Source organism: Candidatus Cloacimonadota bacterium (assembly GCA_012522635.1).
Taxonomy (GTDB): Bacteria; Cloacimonadota; Cloacimonadia; order Cloacimonadales; family Cloacimonadaceae; genus Syntrophosphaera.
On the sequence record JAAYKA010000045.1, the window covers coordinates 1 to 17,348 of the forward strand.

Annotated in this window: 33 protein-coding genes; 32 read left to right on the forward strand and 1 reads right to left on the reverse strand. The window is 50.8% G+C overall.

The features are described from left to right. The 32 genes from GX135_02690 to rplQ all read left to right on the forward strand — a co-directional run. Positions 1-477 (forward strand): tetratricopeptide repeat protein (locus GX135_02690; GenBank protein ID NLN84998.1); only part of this gene is annotated, 477 nt, incomplete at its 5' end. Beyond that, entirely contained in the window at positions 440-934 is a 495-nt protein-coding gene (locus tag GX135_02695) for an O-acetyl-ADP-ribose deacetylase (protein NLN84999.1), read from the forward strand. The genes GX135_02690 and GX135_02695, both read left to right, overlap by 38 nt. A gap of 660 nt (positions 935-1,594) precedes the next feature. After that, positions 1,595-1,921 (forward strand): 30S ribosomal protein S10, encoded by a 327-nt coding sequence (gene rpsJ, locus GX135_02700; protein ID NLN85000.1) that lies wholly within the window; start codon positions 1,595-1,597, stop codon positions 1,919-1,921. Between the two features lie 2 nt (positions 1,922-1,923). After that, on the forward strand, positions 1,924-2,556 hold the full coding sequence (rplC, locus tag GX135_02705) for a 50S ribosomal protein L3 (GenBank protein NLN85001.1): 633 nt from the start codon (positions 1,924-1,926) through the stop codon (positions 2,554-2,556). An 11-nt stretch (positions 2,557-2,567) separates the two neighbouring features. Then, on the forward strand, positions 2,568-3,203 hold the full coding sequence (rplD, locus tag GX135_02710) for a 50S ribosomal protein L4 (protein NLN85002.1): 636 nt from the start codon (positions 2,568-2,570) through the stop codon (positions 3,201-3,203). Beyond that, positions 3,200-3,487 (forward strand): 50S ribosomal protein L23, encoded by a 288-nt coding sequence (gene rplW, locus GX135_02715; protein NLN85003.1) that lies wholly within the window; start codon positions 3,200-3,202, stop codon positions 3,485-3,487. The genes rplD and rplW overlap by 4 nt, the downstream gene beginning before the upstream one ends. A gap of 12 nt (positions 3,488-3,499) precedes the next feature. Next, a complete protein-coding gene (gene rplB, locus GX135_02720; protein NLN85004.1) occupies positions 3,500-4,330 on the forward strand; it encodes a 50S ribosomal protein L2 in 831 nt (276 codons plus the stop codon). Positions 4,331-4,342: 12 nt separating this feature from the next. Next, a complete protein-coding gene (gene rpsS / locus GX135_02725) occupies positions 4,343-4,615 on the forward strand; it encodes a 30S ribosomal protein S19 (protein ID NLN85005.1) in 273 nt (90 codons plus the stop codon). A 12-nt stretch (positions 4,616-4,627) separates the two neighbouring features. Beyond that, the gene (rplV, locus tag GX135_02730) at positions 4,628-4,969 is read left to right on the forward strand and encodes a 50S ribosomal protein L22 (GenBank protein NLN85006.1); all 342 of its coding nucleotides are present in this window, start codon (positions 4,628-4,630) and stop codon (positions 4,967-4,969) included. Positions 4,970-4,979: 10 nt separating this feature from the next. Further along, positions 4,980-5,627: a 30S ribosomal protein S3 gene (gene rpsC, locus GX135_02735; GenBank protein NLN85007.1), complete on the forward strand. Its 648-nt coding sequence runs from the start codon at positions 4,980-4,982 to the stop codon at positions 5,625-5,627. 10 nt (positions 5,628-5,637) lie between these two features. Then, positions 5,638-6,057: a 50S ribosomal protein L16 gene (rplP, locus tag GX135_02740; GenBank protein NLN85008.1), complete on the forward strand. Its 420-nt coding sequence runs from the start codon at positions 5,638-5,640 to the stop codon at positions 6,055-6,057. Further along, entirely contained in the window at positions 6,054-6,245 is a 192-nt protein-coding gene (rpmC, locus tag GX135_02745; GenBank protein NLN85009.1) for a 50S ribosomal protein L29, read from the forward strand. The genes rplP and rpmC overlap by 4 nt, the downstream gene beginning before the upstream one ends. A 3-nt stretch (positions 6,246-6,248) precedes the next feature. Further along, entirely contained in the window at positions 6,249-6,503 is a 255-nt protein-coding gene (gene rpsQ / locus GX135_02750) for a 30S ribosomal protein S17 (GenBank protein ID NLN85010.1), read from the forward strand. Between the two features lie 15 nt (positions 6,504-6,518). After that, positions 6,519-6,887, forward strand: coding sequence for a 50S ribosomal protein L14 (gene rplN, locus GX135_02755; GenBank protein ID NLN85011.1), 369 nt, complete (start codon positions 6,519-6,521; stop codon positions 6,885-6,887). Between the two features lie 22 nt (positions 6,888-6,909). After that, the gene (rplX, locus tag GX135_02760) at positions 6,910-7,215 is read left to right on the forward strand and encodes a 50S ribosomal protein L24 (GenBank protein NLN85012.1); all 306 of its coding nucleotides are present in this window, start codon (positions 6,910-6,912) and stop codon (positions 7,213-7,215) included. An 11-nt stretch (positions 7,216-7,226) separates the two neighbouring features. Next, positions 7,227-7,775 carry a 50S ribosomal protein L5 gene (rplE, locus tag GX135_02765; GenBank protein NLN85013.1) on the forward strand — a complete coding sequence of 183 codons (549 nt, stop codon included), beginning with the start codon at positions 7,227-7,229 and terminating at the stop codon, positions 7,773-7,775. A 9-nt stretch (positions 7,776-7,784) separates the two neighbouring features. Beyond that, entirely contained in the window at positions 7,785-7,970 is a 186-nt protein-coding gene (locus GX135_02770; protein ID NLN85014.1) for a type Z 30S ribosomal protein S14, read from the forward strand. Between the two features lie 16 nt (positions 7,971-7,986). Further along, the gene (gene rpsH, locus GX135_02775; GenBank protein NLN85015.1) at positions 7,987-8,400 is read left to right on the forward strand and encodes a 30S ribosomal protein S8; all 414 of its coding nucleotides are present in this window, start codon (positions 7,987-7,989) and stop codon (positions 8,398-8,400) included. Between the two features lie 12 nt (positions 8,401-8,412). After that, entirely contained in the window at positions 8,413-8,982 is a 570-nt protein-coding gene (gene rplF / locus GX135_02780; protein NLN85016.1) for a 50S ribosomal protein L6, read from the forward strand. 18 nt (positions 8,983-9,000) lie between these two features. Further along, entirely contained in the window at positions 9,001-9,372 is a 372-nt protein-coding gene (gene rplR, locus GX135_02785) for a 50S ribosomal protein L18 (GenBank protein ID NLN85017.1), read from the forward strand. A gap of 9 nt (positions 9,373-9,381) precedes the next feature. After that, positions 9,382-9,909, forward strand: a complete 528-nt coding sequence (rpsE, locus tag GX135_02790; protein ID NLN85018.1) for a 30S ribosomal protein S5 — start codon at positions 9,382-9,384, stop codon at positions 9,907-9,909. Then, entirely contained in the window at positions 9,899-10,084 is a 186-nt protein-coding gene (gene rpmD / locus GX135_02795) for a 50S ribosomal protein L30 (protein NLN85019.1), read from the forward strand. The genes rpsE and rpmD overlap by 11 nt, the downstream gene beginning before the upstream one ends. A gap of 4 nt (positions 10,085-10,088) precedes the next feature. After that, positions 10,089-10,541, forward strand: coding sequence for a 50S ribosomal protein L15 (rplO, locus tag GX135_02800; protein NLN85020.1), 453 nt, complete (start codon positions 10,089-10,091; stop codon positions 10,539-10,541). A 1-nt stretch (position 10,542) separates the two neighbouring features. After that, the gene (gene secY / locus GX135_02805) at positions 10,543-11,868 is read left to right on the forward strand and encodes a preprotein translocase subunit SecY (GenBank protein ID NLN85021.1); all 1,326 of its coding nucleotides are present in this window, start codon (positions 10,543-10,545) and stop codon (positions 11,866-11,868) included. Positions 11,869-11,870: 2 nt separating this feature from the next. Then, positions 11,871-12,629: a type I methionyl aminopeptidase gene (gene map / locus GX135_02810; protein NLN85022.1), complete on the forward strand. Its 759-nt coding sequence runs from the start codon at positions 11,871-11,873 to the stop codon at positions 12,627-12,629. 12 nt (positions 12,630-12,641) lie between these two features. Next, a complete protein-coding gene (infA, locus tag GX135_02815; GenBank protein ID NLN85023.1) occupies positions 12,642-12,860 on the forward strand; it encodes a translation initiation factor IF-1 in 219 nt (72 codons plus the stop codon). 43 nt (positions 12,861-12,903) lie between these two features. Beyond that, positions 12,904-13,020: a 50S ribosomal protein L36 gene (gene rpmJ, locus GX135_02820; protein ID NLN85024.1), complete on the forward strand. Its 117-nt coding sequence runs from the start codon at positions 12,904-12,906 to the stop codon at positions 13,018-13,020. Between the two features lie 11 nt (positions 13,021-13,031). Next, the gene (gene rpsM, locus GX135_02825) at positions 13,032-13,400 is read left to right on the forward strand and encodes a 30S ribosomal protein S13 (GenBank protein ID NLN85025.1); all 369 of its coding nucleotides are present in this window, start codon (positions 13,032-13,034) and stop codon (positions 13,398-13,400) included. A 14-nt stretch (positions 13,401-13,414) separates the two neighbouring features. After that, positions 13,415-13,804: a 30S ribosomal protein S11 gene (rpsK, locus tag GX135_02830; protein ID NLN85026.1), complete on the forward strand. Its 390-nt coding sequence runs from the start codon at positions 13,415-13,417 to the stop codon at positions 13,802-13,804. Between the two features lie 11 nt (positions 13,805-13,815). Further along, positions 13,816-14,433, forward strand: coding sequence for a 30S ribosomal protein S4 (gene rpsD / locus GX135_02835; protein ID NLN85027.1), 618 nt, complete (start codon positions 13,816-13,818; stop codon positions 14,431-14,433). A gap of 25 nt (positions 14,434-14,458) precedes the next feature. After that, positions 14,459-15,592 (forward strand): DNA-directed RNA polymerase subunit alpha, encoded by a 1,134-nt coding sequence (locus tag GX135_02840; protein NLN85028.1) that lies wholly within the window; start codon positions 14,459-14,461, stop codon positions 15,590-15,592. Beyond that, a complete protein-coding gene (rplQ, locus tag GX135_02845; GenBank protein ID NLN85029.1) occupies positions 15,582-15,989 on the forward strand; it encodes a 50S ribosomal protein L17 in 408 nt (135 codons plus the stop codon). Before GX135_02840 ends, rplQ begins: the two co-directional genes overlap by 11 nt. Before the next feature lie 198 nt (positions 15,990-16,187). On the opposite strand, the gene GX135_02850 is transcribed toward rplQ, so the two are convergent. Next, positions 16,188-17,111, reverse strand: coding sequence for a right-handed parallel beta-helix repeat-containing protein (locus GX135_02850; GenBank protein ID NLN85030.1), 924 nt, complete (start codon positions 17,109-17,111; stop codon positions 16,188-16,190). Between the last annotated feature and the right edge of the window lie 237 nt (positions 17,112-17,348).

Here is a 17,348-nt window from a genome sequence, read left to right on the forward strand (position 1 = left end):
AAGCAGGGAAACACGAACAAGGCCATCGAATATCTGGAAAGATGTCTCTTGATTATGGAGTATCCAACAAACCGAAACCACTTTTTTTTGGGTACAGTGTGCGACAATCTGGGAAGACTATATTTTTCTCTGGGGCACATGGGAAGGGCAAAAGAGCTCATCACGCGTGGCCACGAAATCACGAAGAAGAGATTGGGGGCAAATCATCCGCATCTGGCCATCAATATGGTAAGTCTGGGACGCATCCACCTGCAGCAGAATGAACCTGAGCAGGCAGAAGTCTGGTTTCTGAAAGCCCTCGAAAACCTCAAGGGCCCCTTTGGCAAATACCACTCCAGAACCTTGGGCGTTGTGGAATCGCTCAGACAGCTTTACGCAGACCTGGGCGAAACGGAAAAAGAAGCTTTTTACGCGCGATGGCTGGAAAAAGGACAAGAATATGATGAAACTGGTACGCCACAGCATTACAAGTTTTGAAGGCGACGCCATCGTGAATGCCGCAAACAAAACCCTTTTAGGCGGCGGCGGAGTTGACGGTGCCATCCATCGCGCTGCCGGACCTGAACTTTTGAAGGAATGCCGCTCCCTGGGCGGATGCGAAACCGGAGAGGCAAAGCTCACCATGGGATACAATCTTCCCGCAAAATACGTTATCCACACCGTTGGACCGGTTTGGCGGGGCGGAAATCACAGCGAGGAAGAACTTTTGGCATCCTGCTACCGGCGTTCGCTGGAACTGGCACAGGAAAAAGGCTTCAAAAGCATCGCTTTTCCAAACATTTCCACCGGGGTTTACAGATTTCCCAAAGAACTGGCGGCGCGCATTGCCGTGCAAACCGTGCGCTCTTTTTTGGAAAAGCATTCCCAAATTGAAGTCAGCTTTTATTGCTTCGACGAAGAAAACTACAACATTTACCAGGAACTGTTGAAATAATAAAAAACGTCGCCTGAAAAACAGTCTCTGGGTCCTATCACTACGCTCCAGGATGACGCATCCGCACGGGGTTTTAAAACCAAATAACTTCGCCCATCATCCCGTTATCTCGCTACATTACCGTCTCAAAATCTCAAAATTCCTGATATCGCCTAACCCTATGTCTCGCTTAAGGTTGCCTTATCAAACATAAGGGATACATAAGGCGGCAAGAGGGAGAGGCTACATAAACCGCTGTCAAAGTGTCATTTAATCAGGACGGTTTTTTTTCAATAGCGGTTTTTCCTTGAAGTTCCACAGGAAGAAATGTATGCCTGATGATGGCAAGGCTGGGTTTTGATGGGGGTTGAAGTTCTTTCCCCGAGAAATGGGTTGACAGAAAAGGGCACAGATAAAATTATGTCTCTCACTTGCGAAAAAAATACACAACGCATAGCACAAGTCCCAGAATTTGCGAGGACTTATAGTTCTTTTAGGAGGAACGATGTCACCCAGTTTACGGGACGCTCGCGAGAGCGTCACGGGGGTATTTGCGACAGCATTTTGCCCCATCAACTTTATAAACAAATCAGCTAAATACGCGTCCGCGCGTCTTGGCGACAGTTTTTCTGGTTGCCAGGACGTGAAGGGCTTGTGTTTTCTAAAACTGTGGAGGAACCAGTGAGTAAATTCGAAAATCGCATCCGGATCAAACTTAAGGCATACGATCATCGTTTACTGGACCAATCTGTGGCAGAAATAGTGAAGAGCACCCGTAATACGGGGGCCAAGGTTGTAGGTCCGATTCCGTTGCCAACGAACCGGACAATCTACACCATTCTGCGTTCGCCACATGTTGACAAGAAGAGCCAAGACCAGTTTCAGATGTTGGTTCACAAACGTTTGGTCGATATTCTTAATCCAACCCAACAGACCACAAACGCCCTGAAGAAGCTTAGCCTTCCGGCTGGGGTGCATGTGGAGATCAAGGCCAATTCGGGGAGATAATCATGTTGGGATTGATTGGAAAAAAGATTGGTATGACCCAAGTTTTCGACGAAACCGGTAGAGTTATTCCCGTTACAGTTATCCAGGCTGGTCCCTGCCGCATTGTGAGCAGGCGCAGCAAGGAAAAACACGGATATGAAGCCCTTCAATTGGGTTTTGAAGAACTCCCGGAAAAGCGCGTCAAAAAACCCATGAGAGGTTATTTTAAGAAGAAAGACAGCCCGCTCTACCGCTACCTGCGTGAATTCCGCCCATCCTACGGCCAAGAGGTCGAAGGATTTGAGGTTGGAAAAGATTTGACGGTGGATTGGTTCAGCCCGAACGAGACTGTTTCGGTGAGTTCCAATTCCAAGGGTCGCGGCTTCACCGGCGTGATGAAGCGCCATGGTTTTGCGGGCTTCATTGCTTCCCACGGTGTTCACGAAACATTTCGTGGGCCAGGCTCGATTGGGCAATGCGCCACACCGGGCCGGGTGTATAAAGGAAGGAAACTTCCCGGACAGCATGGCAACACGAAATTCACCGTGCGTCATCTGAAAGTTGTGAAAGTTGATCCCGAACAGAATCTCATCCTTGTAAAAGGTGCGGTTCCCGGGCATCGCAATTCACTCGTCACCATCCATAAGGAAATTTAGGGGGATATAATATGGTTACAGCAGTAAAATTCAATTCCCTCGGGGAACGGATGGAAGAGATGGAACTTCCGGCCAACATTTTTGACGTTGACGTTGATTCACCGAAAGTGTTGTTGCACGAAGTTATCACCATGTATTTGGGCAACCAGCGACAGGGCACGGTTCAAAAGAAGAGCCGGGGCATGGTTGCTGGCAGCACGCGCAAGCTCTTCCGTCAGAAGGGCACAGGCAACGCTCGTATGGGCAGCCGTCGCTCGCCGGTCCGCGTTCATGGTGGCTTAGCTTTTGCCATCTATCCAAAAGATTGGTATCGCCGGATTCCGCGCAAGAAAAAACGCATGGCTTTGAAGGTTGCGCTCACAGACCGCGCCCGTGAAGGCCGGGTTTTTGTGATTGAATCCTTCGATTTTTCGAAGCCGAACACAAAGCAGGCGCAGGAACTTTTGGGAAAGATTATTCCTGAAAAAGGTCGCAAACTGGTTGTGACGGACGGAAACCACCACGCCACAGTGAGGTCTTTCACAAACCTTGTGGACGTGATGACCGACAGAGCCGACAGCCTGCATGCCTATGAGGTTTTGAAAAGCAGTTATGTGTTGCTTACCAGCGAAGCCCTCAGCAAGATTGAGGAGGTATTCAGCAAATGATTCATCCGCGAAATATAGTCATTTCCCCGATTATCACCGAGAAGAGTGAAAACCAGGCTCAAAGCCAAAACACTTACACCTTCAAGGTGAGCATCAACGCGAATAAAATTGAAATCAAGCACGCCATCGAAAAGATTTTTTCGGTGAAGGTGCTGGATGTGAACACAATCCGTATGCTGGGCAAACCCAAACGTTTGGGCAAATACAGCGGCAAACGCCCGGATTGGAAAAAAGCCATTGTGACCCTGCGGAGCGGTGATAGAATCGCCGACTTTGAGGTCTAAGGAGCAAAAAGCATGGGAATCAAAAAGTACAAACCCACCACTCCCAGCCTGAGGTTCCGCACGGGCTACACCTTTGAAGAGATCACGACTGACAAGCCGGAAAAATCCTTGTTGCGCCCGGTTCGTAAATCCGGTGGACGCAACAATATGGGCCGCATCACATGCCGCCATCGCGGCGGCGGTCATCGCCGGCACTATCGCGTGATCGATTTTAAGCGGAACAAATTTGGCGTTCCCGCCAAGGTTGCCACCATCGAATATGATCCCAACCGCACAGCCCGCATCGCCCTGCTTCACTATGTGGACGGCGAAAAGCGCTACATCATTGCCCCCGAAGGTATTAGCGTGGGCATGAAAGTGATGTCCGGCCCTGAAGCCGAAATCTCGCTGGGCAACGCAATGCCATTGGAACGCATCCCGTTGGGCTCCATGGTGCATAATATTGAATTGAAAAAAGGCCGCGGTGGACAGATTGCCCGTTCCGCCGGAGCTTATGGTCAGGTTGTGGCCAAAGACGGTGACTACGTTCATGTGAAAATGCCTTCGAACGATGTCCACCTGATTCGCAAGGAATGCCTTGCCACAATCGGTCAGGTCAGCAATGCCGACCACACCCTGATCCAGATTGGAAAAGCGGGCCGCAAACGCTGGATGGGAATTCGACCCACAGTTCGCGGCGTGGTGATGAACCCACACGATCACCCCATGGGCGGTGGTGAGGGAAAAACCTCTGGTGGACGCCATCCGGTTTCACCCTGGGGCAAGCCTGCCAAAGGTGGCAAAACCCGCAGAACCCGCAAGTATTCCGATAAATATATCGTGAAAGCCGTGAAAAAGAGATAAAGGAAGGAAAAAATGGCACGTTCAATCAAGAAAGGTCCCTTTGTCGACGATCATCTGCTGAAGAAAGTGGAAATCCTGAACGCCGGCACGAAGAAAAGTGTGATCAAGACCTGGTCACGTCGTTCCATGATCATCCCCTCTTTTATCGGCCACACTTTTTCGGTTCACAACGGTCACAAATTTGTGCCGGTGTATGTGACTGAAAACATGGTGGGTCACAAGTTGGGAGAGTTTTCCCCAACCCGCACCTATCGTGGACATAAAGATAAGAAAAAAGGCAGATAAGGGAGCACTTAAATGGAAGCGACAGCCAAACTACGTTTTGCCCGCGGTTCAGCCCGCAAAGCCCGTCTGGTTTTAGATCAGATCCGCTATAAGAGCGTTCCCGAAGCCCAGGGTATCCTGCGTTTTTCCCGTCGTCGGGCAGCTGGCCCCATCGGTAAATTGCTGGATTCCGCAGTGGCAAACGCCCTTGTTAAAGAACCCCGCCTCGATCTGAAGCAGATGTATGTGACCGAGGCCATGGCCGACTCCGGCCCACAGATGAAACGCTACAGACCCAGGGCTCATGGCAGGGCCTATATGATTCGCAAACAGACCTGTCATATCTCCCTGGAAATTCGTAAAATAGAGGAATAGGAGGAATACCTTGGGACAAAAAATACACCCCATTCTTTACCGTATCGGTGTGAATAAAGACACTGAATCGATCTGGTTTGCCCAGGGTTCCACCTATGTGGACTACCTGCTGGAAGACATCCAGATCCGAGAATACATCCACAAGCGCCTGGCGCAAAAGATGGTTTCCCGCGTGCAAATCTCGCGCAAAACCAGCTCCATCACCATTGATATCCACACCGCCCGTCCGGGTTTGGTGATTGGTAAAAAAGGTGAAGACATCGACCGTCTGCGCAACGAGCTCAACGTTCTGATCAACAAGAACCGCCCCACACCCGTCACCGTTCTGATCAATATTGAACAGATTGAAAGGATGTGGCTGGATGCTAGGTTGGTGGGACAGGAAATCGCGCGCCAACTGGAGGAAAGGGTTGCTTTCCGCCGCGCCATGAAGCTGGCCATCCGCAACGTGATGCGAGACGGAGCGGAAGGCGTGAAAGTTCAGGTTTCAGGCCGTCTTGGCGGCGCGGAAATCGCCCGCACCGAGCGCTATAAACAGGGTCGTACCCCACTTCATACCCTGCGTGCCGATATTGATTATGCCCACGTGGAAGCAAACACCACCTACGGTGTAATTGGCATCAAGGTATGGATTTACAAGGGCGACATCCTGGGTTAGGAGAAGGTAAATGTTAGCACCAAAAAAAGTTAGATATCGTAAAATGATGAAAGGCCGTCGCAGAGGCCTTGCCTGGACCGGAAGCAACGTCGATTTCGGCGATTACGGTCTCATTGCCCTTGAGGACGCTTTCATCACCAGCCGCCAGATTGAAGCCGCTCGTATTGCCATCACCAGGCACATGAAGCGCGTGGGAAAGGTCTGGATCCGCATATTTCCTGATAAGCCCATCACCAAAAAGCCTGCCGAAACCCGCATGGGAAAAGGAAAAGGCGCTCCCGAATATTGGGTGGCGGTGGTGCGTCCCGGCCGCGTTCTTTTTGAACTGGAAGGCGTGGATTTGAAGGTTGCCAAAGAGGCAATGCGCCTGGCAGCACACAAGCTTCCAATCAAAACCCGCATGATTGCCCGGGAAGGAGTTGAGCTATGAAGATGGACGAAATCCGCAAAATGAGTGTGGAAGAACTGAACGCCCGGCTGGAAGAGCTGCGCGTTGAACTTTTCAACCTGCGCTTTCAAAAATCGAAAAACCTGCTGGATCGCCCGGACAGGATGCGCATCGTGAGAAGGGAAATTGCCCGCATCAACACATTTTTGAACGCAAAGGAAGTGAGGTAAACCGTGGCTGAACCCCGTAAAATGATAAAACAGGGCGTGGTGGTGAGCGATAAGAACGACAAGACCATTGTGGTTCGTGTCCAACGCCAATTCACGCATCCATTGTATAAAAAAACCGTGCGCCGCCACAAAAAGTTCATGGCACACGACGAGAACAACGACGCGAACATCGGAGACGTGGTCCAAATCGTGGAATTCCGTCCGATGAGCGCTCGCAAACGCTGGGCTCTGCACAAAATTGTCGAGCGCAGCAAATAATATGGGAGTTTTGGAATGATTCAAGCCGAAACTATGTTGAATATCGCCGATAACTCCGGTGCCCGCAGAGCTCAGTGTATCAAGGTTCTGGGCGGCACCAGACGTAAATACGCCAGCGTTGGCGACGTCATAGTTGTTGCGATCAAATCCGCCACACCCGGCGGCAAGGTTAAAAAAGGCAGCGTTGAACGTGCCGTGATCGTTCGCACCGCGAAAGAGATCAGACGCGCGGATGGAACCTATATCCGTTTTTCAGATAACGCAGCCGTGATCATCGACGAAAAGCACGACCCCAAGGGAACCCGCATCTTTGGCCCGGTGGCACGCGAACTTCGCGAGCATGCCTATATGAAGATAGTTTCCCTGGCGCCGGAAGTGCTGTAGGGAGATAGTGATGCCAAAGAAAATGAAAATCAAAAAAGGCGACTACGTGATTGTGATCTCCGGTGAGGATAGAGGCCGTAAAGGCCGCGTTCTCAAATCTTTTCCCAAGGTCAACAAAGTGGTGGTGGAAAAAGTGCACATGATCAAGAAACACTCGAAGCCTTCACAAACCAACCCCCAGGGCGGCATCATCTCCAAAGAGGCGCCCATCAATGCCTCAAACGTGATGCTGTTCAACGAAAAACTGAATACCGTTACCAAACCGGTTTTCAAAGCCCGTGAAGGGCGACGAGTCCGCGTTTGCAAAAAAACCGGTGACGAACTGTAAAAGAGGGGAAAATGAACAGAATTCAAGAACAATATCGTAAGGCGGTGGTCCCTGCGCTCGAAAAGCGCTTTGAATACAAAAACCCGCATCAGGTTCCCAGTTTGAACAAAATCGTGGTGAGCATGGGCGTGGGTGAAGCCACCCAGAATAAGGCCCTGCTGGACAACGCCGTGAAGGACTTGGAGCAGATAACTGGACGCAAGCCCATCGTCACCAAGGCGCGCAAATCCATCTCGAACTTCAAGCTGCGTCAAGGCATGCCCATCGGCTGCAAGGTGACCTTGCGCGGAGAAATCATGTATGAGTTTTTTGACCGCTTGGTTTCCATCGTGATTCCCCGTATTCGAGACTTCCGCGGGATTTCCACGGATTCTTTTGATGGCAGGGGAAACTTTTCCATGGGCCTCAAAGAGCAGACCGTTTTTCCCGAGATAGAATTCGATAAAATCGACAACCTGCGTGGGTTGAATATCAATATCATCACCACCGCGCGGAACGACGATGAAGCCCGGGAACTGCTCAAAGAGCTTGGAATGCCTTTCAAGCGTGAAGAAGAATAAGGAGAATGCATGGCAAAGAAATCTTTGATCCTTAAACAACAAAGAAAACCTAAATTTAAAGTCAGGCAATATAACCGCTGCAAGATTTGCGGTCGCCCCAGGGCCTACATGCGCGATTTTGGCATGTGTCGCCTGTGTTTCCGCAAATACGCTTCCTTGGGACAAATCCCGGGAATCACCCGATCCAGCTGGTAAGCAAAGGAGCAATTAAATGAGCGTAAGTGATCCGATAGCTGATGCATTGACCAAGATTCGCAATGCATATCGTGCCGGACATCCGCATGTGATCGTCAAACATAGCCGCATTATTGAGGCTTTGACGAAGATCCTCGCCGAGGAAAACTTCGTAAATAGCGTCCAGGTTCTCGACAGAGATCCTGAGCAAAAAATAAATTATCGCCGCATCCTGGTGAATCTTCGCTATACCAATGATGGTATGCCCATCATTCAAGGTTTGGTGAGGATATCAAAACCTGGACGCCGCGTGTATGTGAAAGCAGACAAAATCCCCAGCGTTTTCAACAATACTGGCTGCGCGGTGATCTCCACCTCTCAGGGTGTGATGGTCGATCGCGACGCCCGCATCAAACGCGTTGGTGGGGAATATATCTGCAAGGTTTGGTAGGAGGTTTAATCAATGTCACGCATAGGTAGAGCTCCTATAAAAATCGATCCGAGCGTCAACGTGGAAATCCAGGAAAACCTGGTTCGCGTGAAAGGAAAGCTGGGCGAACTGCAATATGAAATGCTGCCGGGTATAAGCCTGGAACTGGAAGATGGCATAATCAATGTCAAGCGTGCAAACGACAGCAAATCCCAACGCGCCGTGCATGGCCTCACTCGTGCCCTCATCCAAAACATGGTCATCGGTGTTACCGAAGGCTATTTGAAAACACTCCATTTGATCGGCACTGGATATTCCGCGGAAAGGGTTGGACCCTGGCTGAGGCTCAGTCTGGGTTATGCCCATGATATCTTGCTGGAGATTCCCGAAGGTCTCGAAGTTGAAGCCGAGGCTGTTCCTCGCTCCAAAACGGTGCGTTCGGACCTGCAAAGCATCATCCGCGTTAAAGGAATCGATAAACAACTGGTTGGCCATTTCGCCGCCGAAATTCGTACCTGCCGCCCACCCGAAAATTACAAGGGAAAGGGCATCCGCTATGACAATGAACATGTGACCATCAAAGCCGGCAAAGCCGGAGCATAAAAAGGCAGGGAGTAAACAATGATAAAACCAAGTAACATAGTTAAAAACACCCTGCGCGTTCGTCGTCGTCGCGCAATCCGCAACAGACTGAATGGCACTACTGAGCGCCCGCGCCTGGTGGTTTTTCGCTCTTTGAAACACATTTACGCCCAGATCATTGATGATACAACCGGGAAAACCTTGGTTTCCGCCTCTTCACGCGGCAAGGATGTCGAGATTCCAAAAGGGATCAAGAAAACCGAGCAAGGTTTCCAGGTTGGTCAAAAATTGGGAGAAAAAGCAATTGCTGCCGGGCTTTCGAAGGTTGCCTTCGATCGTGCCGGCTACAAATATCACGGCAGGGTGAAAGCCTTGGCCGAAGGCGCCCGCAAGGCCGGCCTTGATTTTTAAGGAGGAAACTTGAATTACGAACACAATCTGCCCGAGGAAGAAAGACTCGTTGAGACCGTGATCGAGACCAAACGTGTGGCCAAGGTCGTGAAAGGCGGACGTAACTTCAGTTTCACCGCCATAGTCGTTGTTGGCGACCGCGCTGGAAAAATCGGCGTTGGCAACGGCAAGGCCAATGAAATTGCCGACGCCATCCGCAAAGCGAAGGAAAGAGCCACCCGCTCGATGTTTAGTGTGCCCATCATAAACGGGACCATTCCCCATGAGACGATAGCACGCTATGGCGCCAGCCGCGTTATGATGAAACCTGCTTCCCCCGGTACAGGAGTTATCGCGGGAGGAACCACACGCGCCATTTTTGAAGCTGCCGGGATCCAAAATATCCTGTGCAAATCCCTGGGTTCAAACACCCCCACAAACGTGGTGAAAGCCACCGTGAACGGCCTCAGATCCATGCGCACACTGCAAGATATTGCCCGCTTGCGCAACAAGACCGTGGCTGAACTCACCGGAAGGGAGGAAAAAAGTGAAGATTAAAGTCACCCAGGTTCGCAGCACCATAAATCGTAAAGAAAATCATAAACGGATAATCCGTTCCCTGGGGCTGGGATCTCCCGGCAAATCCAGGATTCACAACGATAATCCCTGCATCCGCGGTATGATCAACAAAGTTTCATACCTGGTTACAGTTGAAGAAGTAAAGGGAGAATGATATGCTGACCCTTTCAAATCTTGGCAAACCCGCAGGCCGCAAAGCAAAACGACGCCTTGGAAAAGGCGAAGGCAGCGGCTTGGGAAGGCAATCTGGACGCGGACACAAAGGTCAAAAGTCCCGCGCTGGCGGAAACGTGCCTCCTGGTTTTGAGGGTGGACAAATGCCCATCAACCGTCGCCTGCCGAAGCGTGGCTTCACAAACCCCTTCCGCAAACATTTTCGCATCCTGAATCTTTCCCGCTTGGTTGAGCTGGAAGAAACACAATTCGACGTCGAAAAGCTGGAACTGCTGGGCTTGGTGCCCACCAAGGGCCAAAAAGGGAAATATCCCATCAAGGTTCTGGCCGGCCTGAACGAAGAATTCACCAAAACCGTTCACATCAAGGCACACGCTTTTTCACAGCGTGCCATTGAATTGATTGAAGCGAACGGCGGCAAAGCAGAGGTGGTGTGATTTGTTCAAGACCATCGCGAACATCTTCAGAATCCCGGATCTCAGAAAGAAAATTCTGTTCACCGGGCTCATTCTGGTGCTTTATCGCCTGGGTAGTTTTGTGCCCATTCCCGGGGTCAACGCTGCCGAGCTGAGCTCTTTTTTCCAGAGCCAGTCTGGCGGGCTTTTTGACCTGTTGAACCTCTTCGTGGGTGGAAACATCGAACGTGCCTCCATCTTCGCCTTGGGCATCATGCCCTACATCACGGCATCCATCGTGATCCAGCTTTTGGGAAGCATCATTCCCTATTTTGAAAAGCTGCGCAAAGAAGGCGCCGACGGTGAAAAGAAGATGAACCAGATAACCCGCTATTTCACGGTTGCTCTGGCTGCCTTCAACGCTATCACCATTCTGGTGGGCCTCACAAACATGATGGGAGCCACCGGACCAGTGGTGCCAAATGCCAACTTCCTGTTTTTTCTGACTGGCATGGTAACCCTGATAACCGGAACCATGATAGTGATGTGGCTGGGTGAACAAATCACCGAGTTCGGCATTGGAAACGGCATTTCGCTGATTATCTTTGCCGGTATCATCGCTCGCTATCCGGAAGGGTTTGTCAATATGTTCCGCACCCGTTTCAGCAGCATCGGCGGGATTATCCAATCCCTTTTGGCCGTTGTTGTGATGGTTCTGGTCACCGGCGCGATTATCTTTGTAACTGAAGCCATCCGCAAAATCCCTGTCCAATATGCCAAACGCATTGTGGGCAGAAGGGTTTACGGTGGTCAAAGTACCTACATCCCTCTGCGTGTGAACACTGCCGGAGTTATTCCCATCATCTTTGCCCAGTCCATCCTGATGTTTCCTGCCACGCTCATCACCCTTTTCCAGGGCGGAAACACCGAACCGGGAACCTTCTGGCACCAACTGCGAGTGCTTTTCACCCCCGGTCACTGGGTTTACACCATCATCTACGTGGCACTCATCATATTCTTTGCCTATTTCTATACTGCGCTTGTTCTTAATCCCACCGAAATGGCAGAAAACATGGTGAAATACGGTGGACATATCCCCGGAAAAAAACCCGGTAAAAAGACTGCGGAATACATTTCTTCCGTGCTTACACGTATCACCCTTCCCGGCGCTGTGTTCTTTGCCTTCGTGGCGCTTTTACCCGAATTGATGACCCATATTTTCAAGCTGCCCTTCTACTTTGGCGGAACCGGTCTCATCATCGTGGTTGGCGTCGCTTTGGACACCCTGCGCCAGATCGAATCCCATCTCGTGATGCGTCACTATGACGGCTTCATGAAGAAAGGAAAACTCCGCGGACGCTCCAGTTGATCATGATATTCCGCAAATCTCCCCTCGAACAAGAAAAGATGCGCGCTGCGGGCAAGATCATCGGCCAGTTGCTGGATGAGCTTTCCAGGCGGATTGTGCCCGGGGTGAACACCTGGGATTTGGATGTCTTTGCCTACGATTTCATCGTTTCAAAAGGCGCCAAACCAGCCTTCAAAGGTTATACGGTGCCCGGTCTTTACCCATTTCCGGGAACTTTGTGCACTTCACCAAATTCTGGCATTGTTCACGGAATTCCTTCAAAAAAAGTGGTTCTGCAAGAGGGAGATATCATTGGGATCGACGTTGGCGCCGTGCTGGACGGCTATTATGGAGATGCTGCCCGCACTTACGCGGTTGGAGCGATTTCCACCCAGGCACAAAGACTTATGGATATAACTTCCGAAGCTCTGCGCCGGGGCATCGAAGCCGCCAAACCCGGAAACCGGGTGGGAGATATTTCCCACGCCATCGGTTCCTACGTGAGAGCACAGGGCTACTATGTAGCCGACAATCTCACCGGACACGGAATCGGGCGCCATCTCCATGAAGAGCCCCAGATCCCAAATCACGGAAATCCCGGCAGGGGTCCCCGCCTTCAAAGCGGAATGGCCCTCGCCATCGAACCCATGGTCAACATTGGCACAAATCGAGTCAGGGAAAACGGCTGGGAGTTTTTCACAGCCGACGGCAGTCTCTCCGCCCATTTCGAACATACCATCATCGTTACGGAAGACGAGCCCCGCATCCTGACCCATGCCTGAAGGAGCAAGTATATGAGTAAAGCCGGCGTTATAGAAGTGGAAGGAATCGTGACCGAAGCCCTTCCCAACACCACTTTTAAGGTTCAACTGGAAAACGGCCATGAAATACTGGCCCACAGTTCTGGTAAAATGCGGATGCACTATATCCGCATCCTTCCCGGAGACAAGGTCAAGGTGGAGCTTTCACCTTACGACCTCAGCCGCGGAAGGATTACCTACCGATATAAATAATAAACATTGCAGGAAGTAACTGCACTCTTGCAAGGAGACGATAATGAAAGTGAGATCATCAGTCCGTGTAGTCTGTAAAGACTGTCGGATCATCAAACGCCACGGCGTGATCCGTGTTATCTGCAGTTCCAACCCAAAACACAAACAGAGACAGGGTTAAGGAGGACCAACTTGGCACATATTGCAGGTATAGAAATTCCCAAGAACAAACGCCTGTTCATTGGCCTCACCTATATTTATGGCATCGGCCCAAGCCTTGCCAAGGAAATCTGCCGCAAAGCAAATGTGGACGAAACCAAACTGGTGGGAGACCTTAGCGTCGAAGAAGAGAAAACCATTCGCGACATCGTGCAACACGACTATGCGGTGGAAGGAACACTGCGCACCCAGGTGGCAATGAACATCAAGCGCCTCATGGAAATTGGCTGCTATCGTGGCCAGCGCCACAAACGCGGATTGCCCGTTCGCGGTCAACGCACCCACACAAACGCGCGCACACGCAAGGGCCCCCGCGCCAGCGCCATCAAAAAGAAGAAATAGGAGTGAACCGATAAATGGCAAAGAAAACCAGAACCAAGAAAAAACGCGTCCGTCTGTCTTTTGACGAAGGTATCGTGTTTGTCCACTCCAGCTTTAACAACACCATCGTTTCTCTGGCTGATCGCTCTGGAAACATCCTCACCTGGTCCAGCGGTGGCAGAGTGGGCTACAAAGGCTCACGTAAGGCAACCCCGTTTGCAGCCCAATTGGCCGCTACGGAAGTGTCCAAAGCTGGCATGGAAATGGGAATCACCCGCGTGGGCGTGATCGTAAAAGGACCTGGCAGTGGCAGGGAATCCGCCATCCGCGCGGTGAACGCCTCCGGCCTCAAAGTCACCATGATTAAAGACGCCACACCCATTCCCCATAATGGCTGCCGTCCACCAAAAACCAGAAGGATATAAGAGAGGAAATAATGGCAAGATACACCGGACCACGTGCCAGACTTTGCCGCAAATTTGGCGAAAACATCTTTGGCACCGCAAAATACGACAGGATCCTGAACCGCCGCAAATTCCCTCCCGGACAGCACGGCAGAAATATGCGCCGCAAGCAAAGCGACTATTTCATCCACCTGCGTGAAAAGCAAAAACTTAGAAACATCTACTGCCTCCTCGAACGGCAGTTCAGCAACTATTTTCACAAAGCGGCTAAAATGGGCGGGGTCACAGGCGACAACCTCCTTCAGCTTCTGGAGCGCCGTCTTGACAACACCGTTTACCGCCTCGGCTTTGCCACCACCAGGATGCAGGCTCGCCAATTCGTGAACCATGGACATTTCCAGGTGAACGGAAAAAAAGTGGACATCCCCTCCTACCTTCTGAAGGATGGAGATATCATCGAAGTCCGCCCAAAAAGCAAAGGCATGAAGCCCCTGGTGGAAGCCTGGGACAACTCGGAAGCCAGCTCACCCTACCCATGGCTTTCGGTGGATAAAGACAACATGCGCGGGCAGTTTGAACACATTCCGGCTGCCCAGGAGATCCCCAACACCGTTGACCTGCGCCTCATTGTTGAGTACTACTCCAAATAATCGCTGAACCCAGCAAGGAGTCATTATGCTATACTTGGAACCCCTGCAAATGCCCGAAAACGTGGATTACGACAGGGAAAGCTATTCCCCCCACTATGGCAGGTTCGAGATCGGGCCGCTGGAGCCCGGTTTTGGAACCACGATCGGCAACATCCTGCGCCGGGTGCTTTTATCCTCGGTTCAAGGTTCGGCCGTTCGTTTCGTCCGAATCGAAGGCCTGCACCACGAGTTTTCGCCCATACCAGGCACAAACTCCGATTATATCGACCTGATCCTGCGTCTCAAGCAGTTGGTGGTTTATTCCACTTCCGTGGATGAGGTCACCGTCGTGCTTGAACACAAGGGAAAAGGTGTGGTGACGGCAAACATGATCCAGGACAACCCCAACATCCGCATCATAAACAAAGATCTCTACCTGCTGGAAATAACCGAGGATGTGGACCTGAAAATCGAGATGATAATTGGCAATGGACGCGGCTATGTCTCTGCTTCACAACAGGATATGGAAGATAGATCCGTGGGCTTCATTCCCATCGATTCCATCTATTCGCCCATCCTCAAAGTCAATTTCAGCGTGACCCACCAGCGCGTGAAGGAACGCATGAATTTCGACAAACTCATTCTGGAGATCCATTCAAACGGCTCTGTGGAGCCAATTGTGGCGCTTTTCCTGTCCGCGAAGATTCTGCGCGATATGGTTGGAAAAATCAGCCGTTTTGAAACCGAACCCCAATATATCCGGGAAGTGAAACTGGATCCGGAACTGGAAGAGATGGAGCGCATCCTGGCTTTGCCCGTGCGTGAGATAGAATTAACTGTCCGCGCCGCGAATTGCCTTGCCGCCGCCGAGATTGAAACCATTGGCGATCTCGTTTCCAAAACCGATGCTGAAATGCTCAAATTCCGTAACTTCGGCAAAAAATCCCTGGAAGAAATCGTCCAAAAACTCAAAAAATACGATCTCCATCTCGGGATGGATGTGGATGGCATCCAAGGCCAAATCCGCGAAGCCAGAAGCCGCGGCATCAGTATTGAGGCTGCCCCCAAAGTAAAAAAAGAGGAAGATATACCCGAGCCAGCGGAGCCAGAGGAAGAGATTCCAACTCCGCCCCGCAAGCCGGTACCCCCCTCCAAAAAGAAGGTGAAAAATGCGACATAGAGTTCAAGGAAGAAAATTTGGACGCGAAAAAGACGCACGCCGCCTCATGATCTGCAATCTTGTGAAATCCATGGTGGAACATGGACAAATCACCACCACCTTGGCAAAGGCAAAAGAATTGCGCGGATATGTGGATCGCGTGGTCACCTACGGCAAACAGGACACGGTCCATTCACGCCGTTTGGCATACAGCGTTCTCGGCGACCGCACCTTGGTGAAAAAACTTTTCACCGAGATCGCGCCCGCGTTCCAAGACCGCCCGGGCGGATATACCCGCGTCATAAAAAGCGGTTTCCGCCGCGGAGATTCAGCCCCCATGGCCATCCTCCAATTTGTGGAAGAATCTGCGGTCAAACCCAAAAAAGATAACATTAAGGCAAAAGACCTCAACAAATAAGAATCTTTCGCCCAAACAATGCGTAAAACCCGGGATCCTGCGTCCCGGGTTTTTTTATAAATCAGGAAAGATGGGCCAAGCGGCGGGATTTCAGATATCTTCTGCCGCTTTGTTCAAATCCTCAAAAAAACCCCCAAACATCACAGTGCGCTTGTTTGGAGGTTCAAATTACTGTTGTTTTAGCGGGATTATTCGGCTTTACCATTCCTCATCATAGTTGTAATCCCAATATTCATCTTCGCGGGAATCTTCGATTGGTTCATATTCGTTTTTGAAGACGGCGCAACTGTCGAAGCGCACTATTCTGGGGTTGTTGGTAAGCTCATGCACGTTGTTTCTGAAGATGGCGCAATCCGTGAAGTTTATCTTGGAAGCTTCCGAGTAGATGAGATAGCTGGTACCCCATTGACCGAAAGCGTTGTTGTCGAAAATCACGCAGCCGTTGAATTCCACGTTTTGGCAATTCCAGAAATTCAGGGTGTTGAATTCCACATTGTCTCTGATCACGCAGTTTGTAAAGCTGACATCCTTCACCCTGCTCATCGTCATGGCGCTGTATGTGCAACCATAGATTGTGCTTAGCTCACAATCCAGTCCGCTGCAATCCGAGGCCGTGATTCCTTCCATGCCGCAGCCCCACATTTCGCAGTTCGAAATGGAAATTCCCTGGCAGTTGTTGAATTCCAGAACCCCACCGGTGCAATAACCAGCATCGGTGTGGCCAAGGCCCAGGTTTTCAAAACGCAGATTGCGGCAGTTTTGGAATGTGATTACGTTCGCATAGCGTGGCTCTGCCATAATCAGGCTCAAGCCGCGTTCGGTGCCCACCAGCGTAAGCCCGTCCACATCGCTGATCACCAGTTGGTAACCGTCGAAAACCTCTTCATAGCGCGCGTTTCGGGACATTCCGATGGTCTTTTTGCCGGAAAGGACAAAATAGCCGTTTTCCAAGTCTCTCATGTCAATCACGGTATTCGAACCGATGGCATTCAAAAATTCCCTTTCGTTTGTGACGTTAACTTCCTTCACTGTGGCGGCTTTGGATGGTTTTGCCGCAGTCAGGGGGGCTGCAATTGCCAACACCACAATCAGCGTTAAACAGCATACGATTGTTTTGCGCATGGTCAACTCCTTCAAATGCTTATGGCGCGGAGAGGAAACCCGAAGGTCACCGAAACTCCACTACTGTATTATACTCGATTTCTGCGCTTTCCTGTCAAGAAAAATATGCGTTGGCATTCCCCCATTTTTTAAACCAGCCTTATTTTCATTTGCCAAGGATCGGTCAAATCAGGTCTATATGGAGATGTATTATAGTGTGTAGTTCGCTGCAGGCAGATTTTCAGTACCTGGCAAAGC

Bases quoted from the DNA above. Each gene is read 5' to 3' on its own strand.
- GX135_02695 (NLN84999.1), top strand. From the start codon at position 440: ATGATGAAACTGGTACGCCACAGCATTACAAGTTTTGAAGGCGACGCC.
- rplC (NLN85001.1), top strand. From the start codon at position 1,924: ATGTTGGGATTGATTGGAAAAAAGATTGGTATGACCCAAGTTTTCGAC.
- rplD (NLN85002.1), top strand. From the start codon at position 2,568: ATGGTTACAGCAGTAAAATTCAATTCCCTCGGGGAACGGATGGAAGAG.
- rplW (NLN85003.1), top strand. From the start codon at position 3,200: ATGATTCATCCGCGAAATATAGTCATTTCCCCGATTATCACCGAGAAG.
- rplB (NLN85004.1), top strand. From the start codon at position 3,500: ATGGGAATCAAAAAGTACAAACCCACCACTCCCAGCCTGAGGTTCCGC.
- rpsS (NLN85005.1), top strand. From the start codon at position 4,343: ATGGCACGTTCAATCAAGAAAGGTCCCTTTGTCGACGATCATCTGCTG.
- rplV (NLN85006.1), top strand. From the start codon at position 4,628: ATGGAAGCGACAGCCAAACTACGTTTTGCCCGCGGTTCAGCCCGCAAA.
- rplP (NLN85008.1), top strand. From the start codon at position 5,638: ATGTTAGCACCAAAAAAAGTTAGATATCGTAAAATGATGAAAGGCCGT.
- rpmC (NLN85009.1), top strand. From the start codon at position 6,054: ATGAAGATGGACGAAATCCGCAAAATGAGTGTGGAAGAACTGAACGCC.
- rplN (NLN85011.1), top strand. From the start codon at position 6,519: ATGATTCAAGCCGAAACTATGTTGAATATCGCCGATAACTCCGGTGCC.
- rplX (NLN85012.1), top strand. From the start codon at position 6,910: ATGAAAATCAAAAAAGGCGACTACGTGATTGTGATCTCCGGTGAGGAT.
- rplE (NLN85013.1), top strand. From the start codon at position 7,227: ATGAACAGAATTCAAGAACAATATCGTAAGGCGGTGGTCCCTGCGCTC.
- GX135_02770 (NLN85014.1), top strand. From the start codon at position 7,785: ATGGCAAAGAAATCTTTGATCCTTAAACAACAAAGAAAACCTAAATTT.
- rpsH (NLN85015.1), top strand. From the start codon at position 7,987: ATGAGCGTAAGTGATCCGATAGCTGATGCATTGACCAAGATTCGCAAT.
- rplF (NLN85016.1), top strand. From the start codon at position 8,413: ATGTCACGCATAGGTAGAGCTCCTATAAAAATCGATCCGAGCGTCAAC.
- rplR (NLN85017.1), top strand. From the start codon at position 9,001: ATGATAAAACCAAGTAACATAGTTAAAAACACCCTGCGCGTTCGTCGT.
- map (NLN85022.1), top strand. From the start codon at position 11,871: ATGATATTCCGCAAATCTCCCCTCGAACAAGAAAAGATGCGCGCTGCG.
- infA (NLN85023.1), top strand. From the start codon at position 12,642: ATGAGTAAAGCCGGCGTTATAGAAGTGGAAGGAATCGTGACCGAAGCC.
- rpmJ (NLN85024.1), top strand. From the start codon at position 12,904: ATGAAAGTGAGATCATCAGTCCGTGTAGTCTGTAAAGACTGTCGGATC.
- rpsK (NLN85026.1), top strand. From the start codon at position 13,415: ATGGCAAAGAAAACCAGAACCAAGAAAAAACGCGTCCGTCTGTCTTTT.
- rpsD (NLN85027.1), top strand. From the start codon at position 13,816: ATGGCAAGATACACCGGACCACGTGCCAGACTTTGCCGCAAATTTGGC.
- GX135_02840 (NLN85028.1), top strand. From the start codon at position 14,459: ATGCTATACTTGGAACCCCTGCAAATGCCCGAAAACGTGGATTACGAC.
- rplQ (NLN85029.1), top strand. From the start codon at position 15,582: ATGCGACATAGAGTTCAAGGAAGAAAATTTGGACGCGAAAAAGACGCA.
- GX135_02850 (NLN85030.1), bottom strand. From the start codon at position 17,111: ATGCGCAAAACAATCGTATGCTGTTTAACGCTGATTGTGGTGTTGGCA.